This is a genomic window from Arsukibacterium sp. (assembly GCF_033722355.1).
GTDB lineage: Bacteria > Pseudomonadota > Gammaproteobacteria > Enterobacterales > Alteromonadaceae > Alishewanella.
Genome location: NZ_JAWVZF010000173.1, coordinates 1 through 5,659, shown reverse-complemented (window position 1 = coordinate 5,659; position 5,659 = coordinate 1). Strand labels below are relative to the sequence as shown.

Genomic DNA, 5,659 nt, shown 5'->3' with positions numbered 1-5,659 from the left:
GGCTGGCCAGTTTCGGAATTTCAATGGCAAAGCGGTTTTGCTGCGTTTCTTCATCGGGAATAGCAAATAACACCAGCGGTGCACCCCGTTCGGTGTGCCATATCCCTTCCATGGCGGCAATTTTCTGGGGTTGATGCTCAAACGTATTTAAACCATGTAAATCGCCGATGATTATCTGAACCGGCACCAGCACAGCAGCACTTAGCAGGGCGGTTCTCAGGGTGAGTTTTGGTGCTTTTTTATTGTCCCCCTGCAAAATCCGGTAGGCGGAAATCCCGGCCACCAGAAAGCAGACGGTCAGGCCCGAGGCCAGCAGCATATGGCTAAAGCGATACGGAAATGACGGGTTAAAAATGATAGCGAACCAGTCGGTAGCGTGCGCTACGCCGTCAATCATTTCAAAGCCGGCGGGCGTTTGCATCCAGGAGTTCAATACCAGAATCCAGAACGCCGAGAAGGTCGTACCCAGCGCCACCAGAAAGGTTGCCAGGGTGTGTACCCAGCGCGGTACTTTATGAAAGCCAAATAACATTATGCCGAGCATGGTGGCTTCAAGGAAAAACGCAGTCAGAATTTCATAGGCCAGCAGTGGCCCGGCAATGTTGCCGATGCTTTCCATAAAGCCCGGCCAGTTAGTGCCGAACTGAAATGACATGGTAATGCCGCTGACGACGCCCAGTGCAAAAGTCAGGGCAAATACCTTTACCCAGAAACGATAGGCCCGCATCCAGACCGGGTGCTGTGACAGATCAAACCGCAGTTTGAAATAGAACAGTAACCAGCCAAGCGCAATGGTGATAGTGGGAAACAGAATATGAAAACTGATATTGGCCGCAAACTGAATGCGGGACAAAATTAATGTGTCTAACATCACTACCTCACTGCCAATACCGGCTAAGCATCTTTTTTCGGGCGGAATTTATCAGTAAATTCCAGTACTTTGCCCACACCGGAACCCAGCTTCATCAGGGTATTGAGCTTTTCCGGTGACAGCGACTGTAAGCTTTGAGTCCATTCAGTAATGTTTTCCAGCAAATCGTGAATTTCGATGATCCGTTGCTGGGCGTAGGCTTCATCCTGGTTCGCGGCTTCGTCCATCATAATGTCGCGCAGCAACGACAGCGTCGGGTCCATTTCGCGCTTGCGCCGCTCTTCAAAGACTTTATTGGCCATATCCCAGATACTACCGCGGCAAAAGTAATACTCTTTGCGATCGCCCGCTTTATGTTGCACCTGCACGAGCTGCCAGCTGCTCAACTCTTTTAAGCCCATGCTGACATTGCCCCGGGAAATACCCAGTAACTCCGCGATTTCATTGGCGCAAATGGGTTGCTCACTGACCACCAGTAGGGCGTAAATCTGGCCGACAGTGCGGTTAAAACCCCAGCGGCTACCCATTTCTCCAAAGTGGCAAACGAAAGACTCTATCATCGGTGTCATTTGCATACACAATCCTTACTGAACTTTCAGAAATTTCTGAAACTATTGTACGGCCGAACTTTGATCTGGATCAAGCGCTTTCGGTGATGCAGACAACAGACAGCGGATTGCCAATTTGTTTTGACTTGATATACTGTATAAAAATACAGTTTGGAGTGACTATGGCTGCAGTATTTATAGGTAATGCCGATGTCTGGCCGAAGCGGCGGATGCCGTTTTACAGTGATCCGGTAATGGCCGGCTTTCCGTCGCCAGCGCAGGATTATATTGAACGCACTCTGGATTTAAACGAGTTGTGTGTGCGTCATCCCAGCGCGACTTTTTTTGTCCGGGTAGAAGGCGACTCGATGTTAGACGCCGGTATTTTTGACGGCGATGTGCTGGTGGTTGACCGTGCCATCGATGCTGAACATGGCGATATTGTCGTGGCAGCAGTGGGCAACGAGTTTACCGTGAAACAACTTGCCACCCGACCCAGCCTGCAGTTATTGCCACGAAACCCGGCCTATCAGCCGATATGTCTGCGTGACGGTGACGAGCTGAATATCTTTGGTGTGGTGACGAATGTGATTCGGCAAATGAAGCGGAAATAATGAGCAGATATTGTGGTACAGAAAACTAACCCGGTGTTTGCGCTGGTCGATTGCAATAATTTTTACGCCAGCTGTGAAAAACTGTTCCGGCCTGACTTAACCACGACCCCGGTGGTGGTGCTGTCAAACAACGATGGCTGCGTGGTAGCGCGTTCTAAAGAAGCAAAAGCCCTGGGGATTAAAATGGGGGTACCGGTCTTTCAGGTGCGGGAGCTGATGCGCCGGCACGGTGTGCTGGCATTTTCTTCTAACTATGCGCTCTACGCGGATATATCGCAGCGGGTAATGAGTACACTCGACGCACTGGCACCCGGTTTGGAAGTCTACAGCATAGACGAAGCTTTTCTGGATTTAACCGGGGTACAGCCATTACAGAGCCTGACAGCATTCGGTCAGACGATTCGTCAGCGCATTCAAAAGTGGCAGGGCATTAGCGTATGCGTTGGCATTGCGTCCAGTAAAACCCTGGCTAAACTGGCTAATCATGCCGCCAAAACCTGGCCCGGAACCGGTGGGGTGGTCGATTTAACCTGTAAAGTCCGTCAGCGAAAATTGCTGGCGTTACTGCCGGTGAGTGAGGTATGGGGTATTGGTAATAAGCTGACTGGCCGGCTGCAGCAGCTGGGTATTCACACCGCGCTACAGCTGGCAGATGCTAATCCGAGCTATATCCGTCAGCACTTTTCGGTGGTGGTTGAGCGCACCGTGCGCGAGTTAAATGGTGAGTCCTGCCTGGAGCTGGAACAGATAGCGGCGACGAAAAAGCAGATTATTTCCAGCCGCTCCTTCGGGCAACGGATAACGGCTAAACAACATATGGTGGAAGCCATCAGCGAATATATCAGCCGGGCCTGCAGTAAACTACGCCACGAGCAGCAGTATGCCAGACATCTGACGGTGTTCCTGCGTACCAGCCCTTTCAGCGATAAAGACATACCATACAGTGCCACTAAGAGTATCACGCTTGAAGCGCCGTCCAGCGATACCCGGTTGTTTTTAGCTAAGGCCATGGAGTTACTTGATGCGCTGTGGGCAGACGGCTACTGTTATGCTAAAGCTGGCGTTATGCTGGCTGACTTTTATGACCCTGACGTACATCAGCCCGACCTGTTTGAGCCGCCGGCCGCCAGTCACCAGCAAAGTGCAGCCGCTCAGAAACTGATGCAACTAATGGACAAACTTAACGCCAAACACAGTAAGACCATCTGGTTTGCCAGTCAGGGTGCTAAGCAGCAATGGGCGATGAAACGCGAGATGCTGTCACCGGCTTATACCACCAACTGGCAAGCGCTGCCGCGGGTCAGATAAGCCGGCAGTGTCTGCTGCGCGTTGAGGGCAACCTGGATAACGTCAGACATCAACCACGGAGAAGCAACTTATGGCTACTGATAACACCACCGGGCATCAACCGGCAGATGAGCATAGTATCGCCGACTTTGAGGCCCTTAAAACTGCCATTGCCAATGGCGAAGCACAATTGGTTGAAGAGTTGGTGGCGGGGCAAACTATGCTGAAAATTGAAAAAGACTATCTGCTGGATCTGGCCCGGCTGGGTAAGAACCAGCAGATTATCAGGCTGCTGCAACAGGTGCCTTTAAAGGAATAGGATAGTGGCTGGCTGCCGGGAGCGTTCAATCCAGCAATTGCCGCAGTCGCTCAATATCGACTTTACGGTAAATACGCATTCTTAAATCATAGAGCCGTGGATCCTCAAATGACAGCATATGTAAACCGGTACCGGGAGAGACAAATAGCAACCGGATGTCGGCAGGCGATGCCGCATTGCTGAACAGTGCCGGATTGGCTTTTATTACCATAGTGCCATTGTCACAAATCTCAGGGCCGGCACTGAACGGGTCTTCAGTGTCAAGGCAGGCTGGGAGCTGGCGTTGTTCAATCGTCAGCTGGTTTAATGCCAGTTGCACTTTGGCAAGTTCCTGTTGGTGCACTGACGCCAGCTGGGGCAGCTGCTGATTGACATCAGCTGCTGAAGCAGCTAACTGCCTGATACCGGCTTCAGTGTCTATCACCATCTGATCCAGCGTCTTTTTCAGGGTAGCAAATTCTTCAGCGCTGATCTGCCCCTGCATTTGCTCAAGTGTCTCGCTATTACTGGCGATAAGCTCAGGTTTATCCACGGTCAGCCATTGCTGCCACATGTCGTCAGAATCATATTCTGCAACCACTTCATCTGCTTGCAGCTGCATCTGCTCAAGCAGCCAGCTAAGATACTGGTGTTTGCTGACCGGCAGATAAAAAGGCGTATCGGGCCGGGTAATTAATATCTTACCGTTTTGTAACACGGTGACTCCCGGTTGTTGCGATGACACGGCAGGTAAAGCAAAGAAGACATCATTTATCCGTTCGCTGTGCGGAAATGCCGCCGCCAGCGAATTAACGGAGACACCTATCCCATTGTTGGTCAGCTCGCTGCATGTGGTGCCGTCAGTTACCGCCGGCAATGAAACGCCGCTGCCACCCATTGCCATGCTTTCAGCCATCAGGCTGTCAGCCACTAGCTTCTGATGGCTGCTGACAGTTAAACGGGTGCACAGTGGCTGTGGCGGACTTCTGACCTCTGACATATCAGCGAACATTGCAGCAATCTGCGCCAGCTTGTGATTAAAGCGGGCGGTTTGTTCAGCAGAAAGCCCTGCTATCTGTGACGGCACATCGGTACGTTGCTCAAAGCGCGGTGTTGCCATTGCAGCTGACTGCAGTAACAGGGTCGCTGCTGCGGTGGCAGTCAACCGGACTATAAAAGTTGCTAACATAGAATTTTGCCTTTCTGACAATCAACAGGGTATTGATGCAGCGGATTCTAAAAAGAAGCCAATAAATTTCAAGCGGGAAAACAAGCTTTTGCCACAATCTGGGCTTATTTAAGAAACTTTTAGTATTTTCATAAGGTATATTTAATAACGAGCCTGAATGCCGGTCAGTAAACTTAAGCCAGTTAACCAACAACTGATCGCTTGAGGTGTTTTATGCTAAACCGTCTTTGTGCGCAGCCTGTTACCCTGGCAGGTCTGATACTTTTTTCAGCTGCTCTGGCAGCAACCGAACAACAGCTTGAAGACCCGGCATTTAACCGGGGACAATACCTGATTAAAATTGCCGGATGTAATGACTGCCATACCCCTGGCTACCCTGAAAATGGCGGCACTACGCCGCAAGATCAATGGCTCACCGGCAGTGCTGTGGGCTTCCTGGGGCCGTGGGGAACCTCATATCCATCCAATTTACGGCTATACGTGCAAAGTGTTACCGAAAGTCAGTGGCGCCAGCGGGTGCGCCATCCGATGTTACCCCCGATGCCCTGGTTTAGCTTACGCGATATGAATGATGACGATCTAAACGCCATTTATCGGTTTATTCATGTGCTTGGCCCCCGCGGTGAGCCAGCACCAAAAGCGGTGGCGCCGGGGCTGAAAGTGACCACCCCGTATTATGAATTTATGCCAAAAACGCCGGCAAGCTGAGCCAGCTGGCGCTGTGGCGTGAAACATCAGCAGTTTAACCCAGTAAGAGAATTTCAGATGGAAAGTACATTCAGTTCACCGGTCCCGGACACGGGGCCCGAGCGCGTGCGTCTGCTCGAAACAATGATGCTAATCCGTGCTTAT

Annotated in this window: 7 protein-coding genes; 4 read left to right on the top strand and 3 right to left on the bottom strand. The window is 51.2% G+C overall.

Annotated features, from left to right (window positions below; all coding sequences use genetic code 11):
* Both R3177_RS12750 and R3177_RS12745 read right to left on the bottom strand, forming a co-directional pair.
* Positions 1–871, bottom strand: an 871-nt coding sequence (locus tag R3177_RS12750; protein ID WP_318971408.1) for a cytochrome ubiquinol oxidase subunit I, incomplete at its 3' end; no start/stop codon positions are given.
* 23 nt (positions 872–894) lie between these two features.
* The gene (locus tag R3177_RS12745; RefSeq protein WP_318971407.1) at positions 895–1,446 is read right to left on the bottom strand and encodes a GbsR/MarR family transcriptional regulator; all 552 of its coding nucleotides are present in this window, start codon (positions 1,444–1,446) and stop codon (positions 895–897) included.
* A gap of 203 nt (positions 1,447–1,649) precedes the next feature.
* Here R3177_RS12745 and umuD point away from each other — a divergent pair, with 203 nt between their 5' ends.
* The 3 genes from umuD (at position 1,650) to R3177_RS12730 (ending at position 3,639) form a co-directional block, all read left to right on the top strand.
* Positions 1,650–2,033 (top strand): translesion error-prone DNA polymerase V autoproteolytic subunit, encoded by a 384-nt coding sequence (gene umuD, locus R3177_RS12740; protein ID WP_413229089.1) that lies wholly within the window; start codon positions 1,650–1,652, stop codon positions 2,031–2,033.
* Positions 2,034–2,066: 33 nt separating this feature from the next.
* The gene (gene umuC, locus R3177_RS12735) at positions 2,067–3,341 is read left to right on the top strand and encodes a translesion error-prone DNA polymerase V subunit UmuC (RefSeq protein WP_318971409.1); all 1,275 of its coding nucleotides are present in this window, start codon (positions 2,067–2,069) and stop codon (positions 3,339–3,341) included.
* 70 nt (positions 3,342–3,411) lie between these two features.
* Entirely contained in the window at positions 3,412–3,639 is a 228-nt protein-coding gene (locus tag R3177_RS12730) for a hypothetical protein (protein WP_318971405.1), read from the top strand.
* A 25-nt stretch (positions 3,640–3,664) separates the two neighbouring features.
* Here the strand turns inward: R3177_RS12730 and R3177_RS12725 are convergent, their stop codons facing one another.
* Positions 3,665–4,807, bottom strand: coding sequence for a hypothetical protein (locus R3177_RS12725; protein ID WP_318971404.1), 1,143 nt, complete (start codon positions 4,805–4,807; stop codon positions 3,665–3,667).
* 213 nt (positions 4,808–5,020) lie between these two features.
* Between R3177_RS12725 and R3177_RS12720 the strand changes: the two genes are divergently transcribed.
* Entirely contained in the window at positions 5,021–5,515 is a 495-nt protein-coding gene (locus R3177_RS12720; RefSeq protein ID WP_318971403.1) for a hypothetical protein, read from the top strand.
* Positions 5,516–5,659 lie beyond the last annotated feature (144 nt).

Bases quoted from the DNA above. Each gene is read 5' to 3' on its own strand.
- R3177_RS12745 (WP_318971407.1), bottom strand. From the start codon at position 1,446: ATGCAAATGACACCGATGATAGAGTCTTTCGTTTGCCACTTTGGAGAA.
- umuD (WP_413229089.1), top strand. From the start codon at position 1,650: ATGCCGTTTTACAGTGATCCGGTAATGGCCGGCTTTCCGTCGCCAGCG.
- R3177_RS12730 (WP_318971405.1), top strand. From the start codon at position 3,412: ATGGCTACTGATAACACCACCGGGCATCAACCGGCAGATGAGCATAGT.
- R3177_RS12725 (WP_318971404.1), bottom strand. From the start codon at position 4,807: ATGTTAGCAACTTTTATAGTCCGGTTGACTGCCACCGCAGCAGCGACC.
- R3177_RS12720 (WP_318971403.1), top strand. From the start codon at position 5,021: ATGCTAAACCGTCTTTGTGCGCAGCCTGTTACCCTGGCAGGTCTGATA.